Genomic DNA, 14,855 nt, shown 5'->3' with positions numbered 1-14,855 from the left:
CCCTGCTGGTGCTCGGCGACGGCGATGGCCAGGCCGCCGCCGTCGCCCGCCGGTCCCGGCGCACGTCGCCCGATCCGACCCGGCAGCGCTGACCGACCACCCACCGCCCGCCGGCATCCGACTCCGCTCGAGGCGGAGTCGGATGCCGCAGAACCGGGCCGTCAGCAGTCGCGCAGCTCCGGGGACTGGTTACGGACCTGCGCGAGCGGCGAGACGAATCGCCGGTACGTCGCGCCGCCCGCCGCCCCCGGTTTGAACGCGGCCACCCGGTGGCAGTTCTGGAACGCGAGCCGTACCCCGAAGTGGCGCTCCAGACCGCCCCGGATCGCGTCACTGGCCAGTGCACGGAGCAGTTGGCCCCGTTCCGCCTCGCTCGGCGGCGGGACCGCATGGTCGGCGTAGTCGGCCATGGTCGAATGGGCTCGGGCCGACACCTCGGAGACCACCGCCCAGGCGTACGGCAGGGATCGTCGGACACAGTCGACGAACTCGTCGTCGTCGACCCGACCGGCTTCGGCCCGCTCCAGCAGAGCGGCGGGTACGTCCAGGGACATCTCTTCTCCTTCTGTTGCGATTCCAGTGGGGATCGGTCTGGAACGGCCCGGGCCGGTACGGCTCGCACCGATCCGGCCGGATCCGGTGGGCGTCAGCGGACCGGCACCTGCGGGCCGGGCACGAATTCGGGGTCGACCTGTCCGGCCAGGTCCTCGCCGACCCGGTCGTTCGCCCAGGCGACCGCGTTGCGCAGGTGGAACTCCACCGCGTGCCGCTGGTAGTCCGCCCAGTCCTTGACCTGGGCGTCGACGGTCGTCCGGAGCAGGTCCAGGGCCGCCCGGTTCGCCGGTTCCAGCGCGGCGATCGGCTCCGGTGCGCCCCGCTCCGCGCCCTTGACATAGTGGGACCGGGTCAGCCAGGTGAGCAGGTCGGCCCCGACGTGTTGACGCAGGAAGTCGACGTCGGACGGGTCGTCGACCTTGTTGCCGACGACGAAGACCCGGACGCCGTAGTCGCGGGCGTGGCCGACGTACTGCCGGTAGACGCCGACGCTGCGCAGGGTGGGTTCGCAGACCAGGAAGGTGGCGTCGAACCGGGTGAAGAGCCCGGAGGCGAACGAGTCGGCACCGGCGGTCATGTCCACCACGACGTACTCCCCCGGGCCGTCGACCAGGTGGTTGAGCAGCAGTTCCACGGCGCCGACCTTGGCGTGGTAACAGGACACCCCGAGGTCCTCTGCGCCGAAGGGGCCGGTCACCGCGAGCCGGACGCCGCCGACCTCGCGGACCAGCGCGGTGTAGATCGGGTTGACGCCGTCGACCGGCAGGACTCGGGAGCCGCGTCCGGGTGGAGTGGTCTTGACCATCGCCGCGGCCGAGGAGATGCGGGGGTTCTCGCCGCGCAGGTACTCCTTGATCTCCCCGAGGTGCTCGCCGAGCGCGGGCAGTCGGGCCGTCTCGGCCTCGGTCGCGCCGAGCGCGGCGGCGAGGTGCTGGTTGATGTCCGCGTCGATGGCGAGCAGCCGTGGCCGGCCGCCGTCGACCGGGTCGGCCTCGGCCAGATACCGGGCGAAGAGGGCGGCCAGGGTGGTCTTGCCACTGCCGCCCTTCCCGACGAACGAGATTTTCACGGTACGGATCCTCCAGTGCACTCTGCGGCGTTAATACAATTGGAAATCATTTCCATCAAGTTCGTCAAGGCTGCCCGGATGCTCGGCGTGTCGGGACCGGGTTGGTAACCTGCGGCCCGTGCCGCTCTCCTCGTCCGCGCTCGCCGGGCCGCCCCCGCAACCGTCGGCGCCGCAACCGTCGACCGCGCCGACCCCCGACCGCCCGAACCGGCGGCGCGTCGACCTGCTCGTCGCGCTCGTCGCGATCGTCGGCGCGGTCTGGGTCACCAGCGGACTCTGGCTCGACCCGAACGGGCGGGCGATCACCGTCAACTCCAGCGACCAGGCACTGTTCGAATGGCTGCTCGCCTACGGCGCACACGCACTCAGCCACGGCCAGAACCCGTTCTTCACCGACCTGCTGAACGTTCCGGACGGCGTGAACCTCGCGGTCAACACCTCGGTCACGGTGTACGCGGTCGTCTTCGCACCGCTGACCTACCTGATCGGGCCACCGGCGACCTTCCTGGTGGTGCTCACCGCCAACCTCGCCGGCACCGCGTTCGGCTGGTACTGGCTGCTCTCCCGGCACCTCGTCCGCAGCGCCCCGGCCGCCGTACTCGGTGGGCTGTTCATCGGGTTCGCGCCGGGCATGGTCGCGCACGCCAACGGCCACCTGAACTGGAGCGCCGGATGGGTGGCGCCGATGCTGCTCTGGGGCGTACTCCGGCTGCGCCAGCCCGGTCGATGGCTACGCAACGGCATCCTGCTCGGCGTACTGGTCGCGGTGGCGTTCTCGATCGCCGCCGAGGGACTCTTCTTCACCGCACTCGCCTGCGCCGTGTTCCTCGGCACCTGGGCACTGGACCGGGGCCGGCGGGTCGAGGCCAGAACCCTGCTGCCGACCTTCCTGCGCGGGCTCGGGATCACCGCCGCAGTGGCGTTCGCGCTGCTGGCGTACCCGTTGTGGATGCACTTCCTCGGCCCGCAGCGGTTCCACGGCACCGGCTTCGATCCGGTCATCCACGCCGAGGACATCGCCGCGTACGGCGCATATCCGCAGCGGACGCTGGCCGGGCTGGCCGGCCTGGACACCTCGCTGGCACCCAACCCGACCGAGGAGAACTCCTTCCTCGGACTGCCGCTGCTGGTGCTCGCCGTGGCCTGTTTCGGTCTGCTCTGGCGACACGCCGACCCGGTACGCCGGGCCACCCTGCGCGCGCTCGGGGTGACCGCGCTGGTCTTCACCGTGCTCTCCTGGGGACCCCGGGTGAAGATCTTCGAGGCGCACACCGACATCCCACTGCCGTACGCGCTGCTCGGACACCTACCGGTGTTCAACGCGGCGCTGCCGTCCCGGCTGGCCCTGGTCGTGGCGCCGGTCGTCGGTCTGCTGCTCGCGCACGCCGTCGACCTGCTCCGGAGCATCCCGCTGTCCCGGCGGGCCCGAACCGCCTGGCTGGCCGGATTCACGGTGGCGCTGCTGCCACTCCTCCCGGCAACCCTGCTGACCGTGCACCGCGATCCGGTCCCGGAGTTCATCACCTCCGGCACCTGGCGGCAGTACGTCTCCCCCGGCGGGGTGCTGACCCCGCTGCCCCTCACCCTGGACCTGGCCCCGGACGGGCAGCGCTGGCAGGCGTACGCCCTGGCGCACCGGCAGGGCGAGTTCGCCGTCCCGGCCGGCTTCTTCCTCGGACCGGGTGGCCCGGACGGGCGCGGCCGGATCGGGCCGGTGCCCCGGCCCACCGACGCGCTGCTGATGGAGGTGGCCCGGACCGGCGAGCGGCCGACCATCACCGACGCCGACCGGACCGCCGCCCGCGCCGACCTGCGCTACTGGCGGGTCGAGGTGATGGTGCTCACCCCCGAGGCGCACGGTGCGAAGTTCCCGATCCGGTGGGAGGCGGTACTCGACGTCGCCACCGAACTGTTCGGCCAGCCGGAGCGGGTCTCGGACGTCTGGCTCTGGCGGGTCTCGCCCTGACCGCCGCGCACCGCGATCGGTTCGGCCCGGACCGTCCGGCCGGACCGACCGCCCCCCGGGTTCGCCGGCGAATGCTCAGTACCCCGCGACGCTCAGTGCCCCGCGACGCTCAGTACCCCGCGACGCTCAGTACCCCGCCACGACACCGAGCGCGTAGGCCGCGCCGACCAGGCCGAACATGGTCAGCGCGACCAGCCGGAACCGGCGTTGCAACCCGGGCAGCTCGGCGGGCAGCGCGAAGACCCGGCGCGGCCAACCCCGCCAGGAGATCCACCAGAACAGTCCGGTCGCGCCGGCCAGCAGGGCCGCCTTCACCGCAAGCACCGTCCATCCGGCGGTCGACCGCTCCGCCGGGAGCAGCGCCAGGGCGAGCCCGGTCACCCAGAGCACCCCGATCAGCCCGGTCACCGGCCAGCGGTTGCCGTGGGCCAGAATCCGCTGCGCGTCCTCGATCCGCTGCGCGTCCCCGATTTGCTGCACGTCCCCGACCCGCCGCACGTCCCCGATTTGCTGCGGCTCCTCCGCCGGGGGCACGTCGACCATCCGGGCCAGCTTGGGCTGCACCACGAACAGGCTGTAGGCCATCGACCCCAGCCAGAGCGCCGCAATCCCGGCGTGCACCAGCACGACCACCGTCCGCACCGTACCCATCCGGGCATCATGCCCCGGACGGGTACGGCTGTGCTGGCCCGCGACCTGTCGGCTCGCTACGCCGAGCAGCGGCGGTGACTCCGGCCACGTAGCGGAGCGACCGGCCGGTAGCGAACTAAGCTGGGCAGCGTGACCAGCACAGTTGCCGGGTTGACCAGCGTCCGGGTCGGAACGATCGACTACCTGACCGGCTGGGACGAGCAGCGTCGGGTGCACGAGGCGGTGGTCGCCGGCGAGCGCCCCGACACCGTCCTGCTACTCGAACATCCCAGCGTCTACACGGCGGGCAAGCGCACCGAGCCCTGGGACCGGCCGATGGACGGGACCCCGGTGATCGACGTGGACCGGGGCGGCAAGATCACCTGGCACGGCCCCGGACAACTCGTCGGGTACCCGATCATCAAGCTGCCCGGGGCGGACAGCGGCCTGCCGGTGGACGTCGTCGCCTTTGTCCGACGTACCGAGCAGATGCTCCGGGACGTCTGCGTCGAGCTGGGCCTGACCGCCGCCGGCTTCGTCGAGGGCCGCAGCGGAGTCTGGGTACCGGCCGACGAGCGGGGGCCGGAACGCAAGGTGGCCGCCCTCGGTATCCGGGTGGCCCGGGGCGTGACCCAGCACGGCTTCTCGATCAACTGCGACTGCGACCTGTCGGCGTACGACCGGATCGTCCCCTGCGGGCTGCGGGACGTCGGCACCACCTCGCTGACCGCCGAACTCGGCCGCCCGGTGACCGTCGCCGAAGTCCTCCCCGTGGTCGAGCGGCACCTGCCCACCCTCCTTGGTTGATCTCGGTTAAGAAGGGGCCCTTCTTCTACAGAAAGCGATAAGAAGGGGCCCTTCCTTCACGGGGTGAGCCGGTGGAGGTCGCGAGCGCGGTCAGGTAGTCCTGGTACCGGTGCAGGCGTTGACCGCCGGTGACCAGTTCGACGCCTCGGAAGAGCAGGTCGAAGCCGTTGGAGTACGTCTGGCTCGGTGCGCCGGACGGGGCGTGTGTGGTGGCGGGGTGGGTGTAGAAGGGGCGCTTGGCCATCGGGTAGCCGGTGACGAAGAGGAAGTCGGAGTGGTGTTCGGTCCGGGCCCACTCGCCCAGGACGCGTTCGTGGGCCGGCGCGAGGTCGGGCTCGTCCGGCGACGCACCCGCGATGGCGAGCGCCTCGGTGAAGTGCACGGCCGGGATCTCGGGGGGCACCGCGGGGATCTCCGCCGGTGCCACCGGGTGGTTCGCGAGCCGGCCCAGCGTCCCGGCCAGGACGGCGCGGAGCAGCTCCATCACGTCCCGGTGGTCGGTCACGAAGCCGAACTCGGCGTCGAGCGAGGTGTACTGCGCCAGGTGCCGGGTGGTGTCGTGCGGCTCGGCCCGGAACACCGGACCGACCTCGTAGACCCGTTCCAGCACTCCGACCAGCATCTGCTTGTAGAACTGCGGCGACTGGGCCAGGTAGCCGGGTCGACCGAAGTAGTCGATGGCGAAGACGTTCGCCCCGCTCTCGGTGGCGGCGGCCACGATCTTCGGCGTGTGCACCTCGACGAAGCCCAGCCCGTCCAGGGTGGAACGGAAGCCGGCCACCAGTGCCGCCGAGATCCGGAGGGCGGCGGAGCGGCTGGGATGGCGCAGCGCCACCGCCGCGTGGTCGAGCTGGGTCGGCAGGGCCGCGGTCAGCTCCGGCCGGTACACGTCGAACGGCGGCGGCACGGCGGGGTCGCCGAGCGGCCGTACCGTGGGCTCGACCAGCTCGACCCCGGCGGGCGCGGCCGGGTTCCCGACCGCCCGGCCGGTCACCTCGACCACCGACTCCTCGGGCAGATCGGCCAGCCGGGCCCGGAGGTCGGCGTCGGTCACCACCACCTGGGCCAGGCCGGTGCCGTCCCTGACGATCAGGAACGTCACCGACCTGAGCTGCCGGCGGCGGTGCACCCAGCCGGCGATCGTGACGGTCGCACCGATGTGCTCGGGCAGGGACGCGGAGCGCAGGCGTGGCACGGGCGGTACTCCTCGAGTGTCGCGACGCCCCACGGCCGGCACGGTCCCTGGTACGTCGAGCGGGCCCCGGAAGTGTGGGCGAGCGGGCTCTCGCGGTGCCACCACACCTTCACCGCCGCGGTACGGCCGGCGGCCTCGTTCGTGACCCGTGTCGTCGGGCCGGACGGCGGGTTCTACCAGGCGCCGGAGCGCCGTTCCTCCGCAGCTCGGGAGGGTCTTCCCAGCCCCGGTCGGAGATCACCTTCCAGCGGCGGTGACTCTCTGGACTCCGGTGGTCGAGGTGGTACTCGGCTCCGTCATCGCGTCGCTGGCAGCGTAGCCACGCCCGCCGGAGCTTCGACACCGAATATCCGCCTTCGGGGTGAGTGGCATCACCCGGCTCGGCGCGTGAGTCCGGTCGCCTCTGGTCGATCGACCGGGCCGTTCCGCGTAGGCTCGGATTCGTGACCATCGAGCACACCGCGCCATCCACCGCCGCTGAAGTCGGACGGGTGAGCGTCGTGACCGCACCGGAGACCCGTACCGGCACTTCCGGCACTTCCGGCAATCCTGTCGCTCCTGAGGGACGCCGGCTGCTGCGGGTCGAGGCCCGCAACGCCGCGACCCCGATCGAGCGGAAGCCGCCGTGGATCAAGGTCAAGGCGAAGATGGGCCCCGAGTACACCCAGCTACGCGGTCTGGTGGCCCGGGAGGGGCTGCACACGGTCTGCCAGGAAGCCGGCTGCCCCAACATCTACGAGTGCTGGGAAGACCGGGAGGCGACCTTCCTGATCGGCGGTGACCAGTGCACCCGCCGCTGTGACTTCTGCCAGATCGACACCGGCAAGCCGGCCGACTTCGACGCGGACGAGCCGCGCCGGGTCGCCGAGTCGGTCGTCACGATGGGCCTGCGGTACGCGACGATCACCGGCGTGGCCCGGGACGACCTGCCGGACGGCGGCGCCTGGCTCTACGCCGAGACGGTCCGGCAGATCCACGCGCTGACCGGGCGGAAGCAGCCGGCCGCCGTCGGCGAGGGTGCCGGTGGCGCGCTGGACGCGCTGCCGCACTGCGGCGTGGAGTTGCTGATCCCCGACTTCAACGCGAACCCGGCGCAGCTGGCCGAGGTGTTCGGCTCCCGCCCGGAGGTGCTCGCGCACAACGTGGAAACCGTGCCCCGGATCTTCAAGCGGATCCGGCCGGCGTTCCGGTACGAGCGTTCGCTCGACGTGATCACCCAGGCTCGGGCCGCCGGACTGGTGACCAAGTCCAACCTGATCCTCGGGCTCGGCGAGGAACGGGCCGAGATCTCCCAGGCCCTGCGCGACCTGCACGCGGCCGGTTGTGAACTGATCACCGTCACCCAGTACCTGCGTCCGACCCCCCGGCACCATCCCGTCGAACGGTGGGTCCGCCCGGAGGAGTTCGTGGAGCTGCGCGAGGAGGCCGAGGAGATCGGCTTCGCCGGGGTGATGAGCGGGCCGCTGGTGCGCTCGTCGTACCGGGCCGGCCGGCTGTACCAGCAGGCCATCGAGGCTCGGACGGTGCCGGCTCCGGCCGTGCTGGGGTAACCCTCGCCGCATCGACCGGCGTCGGCCGTTTTCCACCTCTTCGCCCGGGCCCGGCGGCCCGGTGCCGCAACGGCTTCGACGTGTTGAACCGTGCTAGATTCCGGCCGTCCTCCGCCGGATGGTTGCCGACGACACGTCGAAGGTGATGAATAGAAGCATGACAGCACCCCACACCGTAATCATCGGAGCCGGCCCGGCTGGCCTGACCGCGGCGTACGAGCTGACCAAGCGGAACGCCACCGTCGAGGTGTTCGAGGCCGACGACGTGGTGGGCGGGATCAGCCGGACCGTCGAACGTGACGGATGGCGTTTCGACATCGGCGGGCATCGCTTCTTCACCAAGGTGCCCCAGGTCGAGGCGCTCTGGCACGAGATCCTGTCCGACGAGGACTTCCTGCTCCGCCCCCGGATGAGCCGGATCTACTACCGGGGGAAGCTCTACGACTACCCCCTCAAGGCCAGCAACGCACTTCGCAACCTGGGCGTCTTCGAGGCACTGCGCTGCGTCGGCTCGTACCTCTGGGCCAAGGTGTCGCCGCCGAGGGACCAGACCCACCTCGCCGGCTGGGTGACCGCCCGGTTCGGCCGCCGGCTGTTCACGCACTTCTTCAAGACGTACAACGAGAAGCTCTGGGGGGTACCCGCGACCGAACTCTCCGCCGACTGGGCGGCACAGCGGATCAAGAACCTCTCGCTCTCCAGCGCCGTGCTGAACGCGCTGATGCCCAAGCGCAACCAGAAGGACATCACCAGCCTGATCGAGGAGTTCAACTATCCGAAGTACGGCCCCGGGATGATGTGGGAACGCTGCGCGGAACACGTGGAGAAGCGGGGCGGCGTCGTCACCCTGAACACCGGGGTGAGCGCCGTGCACCGGGCCGACGGCCGGGCGGTCGCGGTCACCGTCACCGGGCCGAACGGCGAACGCCGGGTGGCCGCCGACCACGTGGTCTCGTCGATGCCGATCTCCCATCTGGTGCTGGCGATGGACCCACCCGCCCCGCCGGAGGTCGTCACCGCCGCGCGGGAGCTGTTCTACCGCGACTTCCTGACCGTCGCGCTGGTGGTACCCGAGGAGTTCAGCTTCCCGGACAACTGGATCTACATCCACGCCCCGGAGGTCAAGGTCGGGCGGATCCAGAACTTCGGTTCCTGGTCGCCGTACCTGGTCAAGAACGGCCGAACCTGTCTCGGCCTGGAGTACTTCCTCAATATCGGCGACGAGCTGTGGAACAGCCCGGACGCCGACCTGATCGCACTCGGCACCGCCGAGTTGGAGCGGCTCGGCCTGGTCCGCCCCGGCTCGGTCGAGTCCGGGTACGTGGTCCGGATGCCCCGGGCGTACCCGTTCTACGACTTCGCCTACAAGGACAACGTCTCCACGATCCGGGCCTGGCTGGAGGCCGAGGTCCCGAACGTGCATCCGGTCGGCCGCAACGGCATGCACCGCTACAACAATGCGGACCACTCGATGATGACCGCGCTGCTGTCGGTGTCGAACATCCTGGACGGTACCGCCCACGACGTGTGGGAGGTCAACGTCGAGGAGGAGTACCACGAGGAGAAGACCCCGGGCGAGCACGGCACCGGGCGGGCGGCACCGGTGCTGCCCCGCGACCGCGTACCGGGCTGACCTACGCCCGTACCGTCACGACGCGGCCGACCGGTCGGGGCAACGACCGGTCCACCGTTCACCCGGTCGAGGAGTCGGGCTTCCGGGTCCCCGCGTCGAGCAGTCCGAGCCGGTGCGCCACCGCCGCCGCCTCGATCCGGTTCGCCACGTCCAGCTTGGCGATGATCCGGGAGACGTGCACGCTCGCCGTCTTCGGTGAGATGTAGAGCCGCTCGGCGATCCGGCTGTTGCTGTGTCCCTCCGCAACCAGCCCCAGCACCTCCCGCTCCCGCGCGGTGAGCAGGTCCGTACCGGGTACCGATCCGGGCGCGGTCCGCAACCCGAGCCGCCGTGCCAGCACCGCCGCCCGCTGCCCCAGCGGTACGGCACACAACTCGGCGGCGATCGCCGACACCTCCTCGATGGCGCTCGCGGCGAGCGGACGGTCCCCGGCCGACGCCGCCGCCTCGGCCAACTCCAGCAGTGCCCGCCCGAGCGGATACCGCTGGCCGTCCACCCGCCAGGCCGCCACCGCCTCCTGCCAGGCCGCCACCGCCTTCCCCGGTCCGGCGAAACTGGCCGACACCTGCGCCGCGCAGGCCAGCTCGGCCGGGTAGCGGGCGACGACCCCGCCGGCCACCTCTCGTACCTGCTCGGCCAGTTCCTCGTCCCCGGACGCGAGCGCGGCCCGGGCGGCGGCGACCAGTGCGGGCCAGCCGTACCGGGGATCGGTGTCGAGCCGCCGGTCGAGCAGCGCCCGGGCGGCGGCCACCGCCTGCGGAGCATCTCCGGCCGCGAGCGCCGCCTCCACCCGCAACTCGTAGAGCGGCAACTCCAACGGCAGGAACGGCCGGCGGAGAAAACCCATCGCCTTGGCGACCAGTTCGTCGGCACCGCCCTGGCCCCGGGCCAGCCGCAGGCCGGCCCGCAGTTGCAGCCAGTGGTATCCGGTGATGCCCGGCAGGTCCAGCCGGGCCGCCTGCCCGCAGAGCTCGTCGGCCTCGTCCCAGCGACCGAGCGCGATCAGCGCCTCGGCCTGGTTGGAGAGCAGGAACGCGCCGGTCGACCGACTGATCCCCACCCGTCTCGCCTCGGCGAAGCCGGTCGCCGCCGCCTCGGCCGACTCGGCGTACCGGCCGAGCTCACAGAGCGAGTCGGAGGCGACCACCAGCGCGGTCACCAGCGCCTCCGAGTCGTTCGCCGCGCGGGCCAGCTGCTCGGCGCGGCGCAGGTCCGCAATCCCACTCTCCGCCGAGACCTGGCGGGTGCAGACCCAACCGGCGGCGAGCGTCGCGCTGAGCACGGCGTCCTCGTCACCCAGCGCCGTCGCGGCGGCCATCGCCTCGCCGACGATCCGGCCTCCCTCGGCCCGGTCGACCCGAGCGATCTGGAAGGCGACCTCGGCGAGCAGCCGGATCCGGTTCGGATCGTTGCCGACGTTGCTGATCAGGTCGTACGCCTGCCGGAGTTCGTCCGCGCCGTCCTTCTTGCCCAGGATCCGGAGCAGCCGGCCGCGCAGCACCAGCACGCGCGCGGTACGCACCGGCTCCGCCGCCCGGTCCAGCTCGGCCAGCATGGCGCGGGTCAGCGCCAACGCCCGGCTGTAGTCCCCGGCGGTGGAGACCGCCGACAGGGTCGCCTCGAGCAGAGCCAGGTGATCCCTGCCCAGCCGCTGTGCCGCGTCCGGCACCTGCTCCCACAGTTCGAGCATCCGCTCCAGCAGCCGCCCCTGCTCGGCATACGCGTACCGGGAGCCGGCCGCCTCGGCTGCGGCCCAGGCCGCAGTCAGCGCCCGGGGGTAGTCGTGCGCGGCGTACCAGTGGTGGGCCAGCTCGGCCGGGGCGCGGCCGACGGCGACGAGCTGTGGCTGCGCCTCGATCGCGGCCGCGTACCGGGCGTGCAGCCGGGCGTGCTCCCCGGGCAGCAGGTCCTCGTGTACGGCCTCCCGGACCAGCGCGTGCCGGAACTCGTAGCCGCCGTCCGGGTCGGCGACGACGAGCTGCGCGGCGACGGCGGCCCGGAGGGCCTCCTCCAGCTCGGTCTCCGGCACCCCGGCGACCTCGGCGAGCAGTTCGTGGGCGATCCGGGTGCCGCCGGCACCGGCGATCCGCAGCACCCGCTGAGCCGGCTCGGGCAGCCGGTCGACCCGGGCCAGCAGCAGATCGCGCAGCGTGTCCGGCAGGTCGGCGCAGCCGGCCGGATCGCTGGCGGCGGCGAGTTCCTCGACGAAGAACGGGTTTCCCTGGGTCCGGTCGTGGATGGTGTCGATCGCCCGGTCGCTCGGCTCGAACCCGAACAGGTCGGCCAGGACCTGACCGGTGCCCTCCCGGTCCAACCGGTCCAGTTCGACCCGCTCGACGCCACGGGCCCGGTCCAGTTCGCCGAGGAACGGGCGCAGTGGATGGCCCCGATGCAGCTCGTCCGAGCGGTACGTACAGATCAACAGCACCCGCGCGGGCCGGACGGCCCGGGAGAGGAAGGCGATCAGGTCCCGGGTCGACCGGTCGGCCCAGTGCAGGTCCTCGATCACCAGGACCAGCGGGCGTTCGGCGGCGAGTCGGGTGAACAGGCCGGCGACCAGCTCGAACAGGTATCCCCGGTGCGGATCCAGGCTCAGCTCCGGGCCGCCGTGGCCGCCCTGGTCGGCCCGGACGTCGCCGACCCCCGTCGGTCCGGCGGCGAGCCTGGCCAGCTCGGGCAGGAGTCGGGCGAACTCCCGTTCGTACCCGTCGAAGGCGGCCGGTCCGTCCCGGCGCAGTACCTGACGCAGCGCGGCGGCGAACGGCGCGAACGGCAGGCCCTGCTCACCGAGTTCCAGACACTGGCCGACGAGGACCTGGTTGCCGCCGTCGACGGCGTGCCGGCCGAACTCCTCGATCAATCTTGTCTTTCCCACTCCGGCCTCGCCGCCGACCAGCAACGCGGCCGGCTCGTCGGCGCGGACCCGCTTCAGCGCGTCACACAGCGTGGCGAGTTCGGACTGACGGCCGACGAGGACGGCGCTGGCGGCGCGAGTTGTCACAGGATCGAGAATGCCACGCCGCCCGGAGTGGTCGACCATCCGAGCCCGCTGGCTGGAACGATCACCGCCCCCACCCCCGCCCCCGGGGCTCGGGACGATGCCCGTCGCCCGAGCACCGGAGCCCGGGGCGGCACCCGTCGTCCGGGTGCCGGATCCCGGAACGGTGCCGATCACCGCAGTGCCGGATCCCGGAACGGTGCCGATCATCGCAGTGCCGGATCCCGGGACGCGGCGGAATCGAGTGCGGAGCCGCCGGCGGACCTGGTGCGGTTCCGCCGGGGCCGGCGTACCGACCGTGCCAGCCGGTCGGAGTCGGCCTCGGCCCGCAGTTCGTCGGCGTGGGTACGGTGCAGGGCGAGCAGGAAGTGTGCGTCTGTGCTGAACATCGCTGAGCTCCATTTCGGTTCGGTTCTCTTCGCTGATGTCCACTCTTCGCCCGAAGGTCCCACCGCGGCATTGGTGCACCGCCTCATGTCTGGCCGGGCCGCCTCCTTACTTACGGGCCGCCTCGGGTACTTCCGGCCGTAAGGTCCTTACCCGGGCCACCGGGTCCGGTGGTTGGGCGCCGGCCGGGGATCAGCCGGCGGCGGCCGGCCCACTAGACTCCGACGCATGGCAAAGGCGCAGGAGAAGGTGTCGTTCGGCCAGCGGCTGAAGCAGATCGGGATGGTGTTCTCGTTCACCGCCAAACGCGACAAGTGGTTTGTGCCGCTCGGCGCCGTCGCGGTGCTGATCCCGCTCGCGCTCACCGTGGTCGCGGTCATGCTCTGGGGCTGGCTGTGGCTGCCGATCGGAATCCTGGTCGCTCTGCTCGGCCTGCTGATCGTGCTGAACCTGCGGTCCAACAAGGCGATGATGAACGCCGCCGAGGGACAGCCGGGCGCGGCGGCCCAGATCCTGGACAGCATGCGGGGGGACTGGCGGGTCACCCCGGCCATCAGCTCGACCACCCAGATGGACATGGTGCACCTGGTCGTCGGCAAGCCCGGCGTGATCCTGCTCGCCGAGGGCAACCCGCAGCGGACCCGCGGCCTGCTCGGCCAGGAGAAGCGGCGACTGTCCAAGGTCATCGGTACGGCTCCGCTGTACGACTACCTGATCGGTCAGGGCGACGACGAGCTGTCGCTCCGCAAGCTGCGGATGACCCTGATGCGCCTGCCGCGCAACCTCAGCGGCAAGGACGTGAACGCGCTCGACAAGCGACTCAAGGCGCTGTCCGCCGCCCGGCCGCAGATGCCCAAGGGCGCGATCCCGAAGAACATGCGCCCGTCGAAGGGTGCCTTCCGGCAGCAGCGCGGTCGCTGAACCGGGCCACCGCTCCCGGCCGTGCCTGACCTGTACGCCCGGGACGGCACCCGACTGGCCCTGCACGGATCTCGGCGGGTCCGGGGCCCCGGTCCTGCTCCTTCCCGGCCTGTGCGGCCAGGCCGGCGAATGGTCCGGCACCGTCGCCGGGCTCGTCGGGGCGTACCACGTCTTCGCGCTCGATCCGCGCGGCCACGGCGACAGTGAACGCCGCCCTGCCGACGTGTCCCGGCAGGCCCACGTCGCGGACACGGCGGCGGTGCTCGGCGCAGTCGGCCCCGCCGTCGTGATCGGTCAGTCCCTGGGCGGGCACACCGCCTTCCTGACCGCCGCGCGGCGGCGGGTTGGTCGGAGCGGCGTGGGCCAGCGGGCTACGCCAGCGGGACGACGGCTGGTACCCGGCGTTCGACCGGGACGTCATGGTCGCCACGATCGCCGCCGCCGTCGGGCCGCGCTGGGACGAGTTCGCCAGGATCGGCTGCCCGACCCTGGTGGTCAGGGGCGGCGCGGGCTCCCTGGATCCCGACGAGTACGCCCGGATGAGCCGGCATCCGATGGTCAGCGCCGTGGAGATACCGGGCGCCGGGCACGACGTGCATCTGGACAGCCCGGATCGGTGGCGGCGGGAGCTCGGCAAATTCCTGGCCGGCATCGTCGTACCGGCCGACTGGCAGTTGAAGACCGCAGATCGGCCGGTCGACGCCGGTACCGCAGATCGGCCGGTCAGCGTGCCGGCGGTCGCGGTTCGGCGACGATCACCGAGCCCACCGCCCGGTCGTGCAGGCCACGACCGTTCTCGTCCATGATCAGCGCCGGTACCACCAGGCCGAGCAGCGCGCCACGGAGCAGCCCGCGGAGGACGCCGATCCGGCCGCCGTCGGCGTACAAGACGCACCGTATCCGGCACAGCCGCATGCCGGGCGTCTGCGCGAAGAGACCAGCGAAGAGGCCGTACACGACGATCAGGGTGAGTACCGGCGCCCAGTTGTCGCGGAACGGGTCGGCGAAGAGGTTGGTGGCCAGGAGGCAGAGCACCCAGTCGATGGACAGCGCACCGAACCGGCGCGCCAGGCTCGGCCTCGGTTCGGTCTGATCGGCCGCCGGTGGAAGCGGGGCGGCGCCGTTCTGCTGTCTCGCCACGGGC

The 14,855-nt window shown here is 71.9% G+C and carries 12 protein-coding genes and 1 pseudogene; 6 read left to right on the top strand and 7 right to left on the bottom strand.

Annotated elements, in window-relative coordinates; translation table 11 throughout:
* Positions 1–161 precede the first annotated feature (161 nt).
* Together I0C86_RS15945 and I0C86_RS15940 are read right to left on the bottom strand one after the other, a co-directional pair.
* Positions 162–554, bottom strand: coding sequence for an SCO5389 family protein (locus I0C86_RS15945; protein WP_196202013.1), 393 nt, complete (start codon positions 552–554; stop codon positions 162–164).
* 92 nt (positions 555–646) lie between these two features.
* The gene (locus I0C86_RS15940) at positions 647–1,624 is read right to left on the bottom strand and encodes an ATP-binding protein (RefSeq protein WP_196202012.1); all 978 of its coding nucleotides are present in this window, start codon (positions 1,622–1,624) and stop codon (positions 647–649) included.
* A gap of 118 nt (positions 1,625–1,742) precedes the next feature.
* Here I0C86_RS15940 and I0C86_RS15935 point away from each other — a divergent pair, with 118 nt between their 5' ends.
* A complete protein-coding gene (locus tag I0C86_RS15935) occupies positions 1,743–3,590 on the top strand; it encodes a DUF2079 domain-containing protein (protein WP_196202011.1) in 1,848 nt (615 codons plus the stop codon).
* A gap of 126 nt (positions 3,591–3,716) precedes the next feature.
* Here I0C86_RS15935 and I0C86_RS15930 read toward each other — a convergent pair whose 3' ends face one another.
* Positions 3,717–4,241 (bottom strand): hypothetical protein, encoded by a 525-nt coding sequence (locus tag I0C86_RS15930; RefSeq protein WP_196202010.1) that lies wholly within the window; start codon positions 4,239–4,241, stop codon positions 3,717–3,719.
* 129 nt (positions 4,242–4,370) lie between these two features.
* Here I0C86_RS15930 and lipB point away from each other — a divergent pair, with 129 nt between their 5' ends.
* Entirely contained in the window at positions 4,371–5,027 is a 657-nt protein-coding gene (gene lipB / locus I0C86_RS15925; RefSeq protein WP_196202009.1) for a lipoyl(octanoyl) transferase LipB, read from the top strand.
* A gap of 25 nt (positions 5,028–5,052) precedes the next feature.
* Here lipB and aspS read toward each other — a convergent pair whose 3' ends face one another.
* Positions 5,053–6,222, bottom strand: a complete 1,170-nt coding sequence (aspS, locus tag I0C86_RS15920; protein ID WP_196202008.1) for an aspartate--tRNA(Asn) ligase — start codon at positions 6,220–6,222, stop codon at positions 5,053–5,055.
* Positions 6,223–6,665: 443 nt separating this feature from the next.
* Between aspS and I0C86_RS15915 the strand changes: the two genes are divergently transcribed.
* Together I0C86_RS15915 and I0C86_RS15910 are read left to right on the top strand one after the other, a co-directional pair.
* Positions 6,666–7,772 (top strand): lipoyl synthase, encoded by a 1,107-nt coding sequence (locus I0C86_RS15915; RefSeq protein ID WP_407676312.1) that lies wholly within the window; start codon positions 6,666–6,668, stop codon positions 7,770–7,772.
* A gap of 157 nt (positions 7,773–7,929) precedes the next feature.
* A complete protein-coding gene (locus I0C86_RS15910; protein ID WP_196202007.1) occupies positions 7,930–9,405 on the top strand; it encodes an NAD(P)/FAD-dependent oxidoreductase in 1,476 nt (491 codons plus the stop codon).
* Positions 9,406–9,463: 58 nt separating this feature from the next.
* Here I0C86_RS15910 and I0C86_RS15905 read toward each other — a convergent pair whose 3' ends face one another.
* Both I0C86_RS15905 and I0C86_RS15900 read right to left on the bottom strand, forming a co-directional pair.
* The gene (locus tag I0C86_RS15905; protein ID WP_323373662.1) at positions 9,464–12,406 is read right to left on the bottom strand and encodes a helix-turn-helix transcriptional regulator; all 2,943 of its coding nucleotides are present in this window, start codon (positions 12,404–12,406) and stop codon (positions 9,464–9,466) included.
* A gap of 203 nt (positions 12,407–12,609) precedes the next feature.
* Entirely contained in the window at positions 12,610–12,792 is a 183-nt protein-coding gene (locus I0C86_RS15900) for a hypothetical protein (RefSeq protein ID WP_196202006.1), read from the bottom strand.
* 226 nt (positions 12,793–13,018) lie between these two features.
* On the opposite strand from I0C86_RS15900, the gene I0C86_RS15895 reads away from it, so the two are divergent.
* Both I0C86_RS15895 and I0C86_RS45480 read left to right on the top strand, forming a co-directional pair.
* A complete protein-coding gene (locus tag I0C86_RS15895) occupies positions 13,019–13,711 on the top strand; it encodes a DUF4191 domain-containing protein (protein ID WP_196202005.1) in 693 nt (230 codons plus the stop codon).
* Positions 13,683–14,336: pseudogene (locus I0C86_RS45480) on the top strand (alpha/beta fold hydrolase); the annotation flags it as partial. The gene I0C86_RS15895 and the pseudogene I0C86_RS45480, both read left to right, overlap by 29 nt.
* A 98-nt stretch (positions 14,337–14,434) precedes the next feature.
* Here the strand turns inward: I0C86_RS45480 and I0C86_RS15885 are convergent.
* On the bottom strand, positions 14,435–14,782 hold the full coding sequence (locus I0C86_RS15885) for an RDD family protein (RefSeq protein ID WP_196202015.1): 348 nt from the start codon (positions 14,780–14,782) through the stop codon (positions 14,435–14,437).
* Between the last annotated feature and the right edge of the window lie 73 nt (positions 14,783–14,855).

The sequence above is a fragment of the Plantactinospora alkalitolerans genome, assembly GCF_015690345.1.
In the GTDB taxonomy this organism is placed as follows: domain Bacteria; phylum Actinomycetota; class Actinomycetes; order Mycobacteriales; family Micromonosporaceae; genus Plantactinospora; species Plantactinospora alkalitolerans.
This window is presented reverse-complemented; position numbering and strand designations above follow the sequence as displayed.

Coding starts and splice junctions, on each gene's coding strand:
- I0C86_RS15900 (WP_196202006.1), bottom strand. CDS start 12,792: ATGTTCAGCACAGACGCACACTTCCTGCTCGCCCTGCACCGTACCCAC.
- I0C86_RS15945 (WP_196202013.1), bottom strand. CDS start 554: ATGTCCCTGGACGTACCCGCCGCTCTGCTGGAGCGGGCCGAAGCCGGT.
- I0C86_RS15895 (WP_196202005.1), top strand. CDS start 13,019: ATGGCAAAGGCGCAGGAGAAGGTGTCGTTCGGCCAGCGGCTGAAGCAG.
- I0C86_RS15910 (WP_196202007.1), top strand. CDS start 7,930: ATGACAGCACCCCACACCGTAATCATCGGAGCCGGCCCGGCTGGCCTG.
- I0C86_RS15930 (WP_196202010.1), bottom strand. CDS start 4,241: ATGGGTACGGTGCGGACGGTGGTCGTGCTGGTGCACGCCGGGATTGCG.